Genomic DNA, 674 nt, shown 5'->3' on the forward strand with positions numbered 1-674 from the left:
ATTGTTAATGTCAGAAAGAAAACCACGTCGAACGTTTACTAAAGAGTTTAAAAATCAAATGGTTCAGTTATATGCGTCAGGGAAAAAGAGAACCGATATTATTAGAGAGTATGATTTAACCCCGTCTACTTTTGATAAATGGGTGAAACAAGCAAATACCTCTGGCTCATTTAAAGAAAAAGATAACTTAACACCTGAACAAAAAGAGTTAATTCAATTGCGAAAGCAAAATAAACAGCTCTTGATGGAAAATGATATTTTAAAGCAAGCGGCGCTGATATTCGGACGAAAAGACAAGTAATTGATGCAAATAAGCACAAATACTCGATATCAGCCATGTGTAAAGTACTGGGTATTGCAAGAGCTACCTATTATTATCGAGAAAAAGAAACGACTCAAGGCGCAGTAGAAGCAAAATTAGAAGAAGCGGTGGAAGAAGTTTTTCAACAAAATAGACGAGCATATGGTTCACGCAGAATCAAGGAACGCCTTGATAAGAAAAATCTCATTTTGAGTCGTCGAAAAATTCGTCGCATCATGAAAAGACGAGGATTGAAATCTAGTTACACGAAGCCCAAATATCGCGTACATTCGTGCCAAAGCAATCAAAAGAAAATTGCGAATCACTTAGATCGAAAGTTTACTCAAACAAAAGCATTGTCAGCGGTTGTCAC

At 36.4% G+C, this 674-nt stretch carries 1 pseudogene; it reads left to right on the forward strand.

Annotated features, from left to right (window positions below):
- Positions 1-7: 7 nt before the first annotated feature.
- Positions 8-674: pseudogene (locus ACFO3L_RS11500) on the forward strand (transposase); the annotation flags it as partial.

The organism is Enterococcus eurekensis, assembly GCF_042654605.1.
Lineage (GTDB): Bacteria > Bacillota > Bacilli > Lactobacillales > Enterococcaceae > Enterococcus_I > Enterococcus_I eurekensis.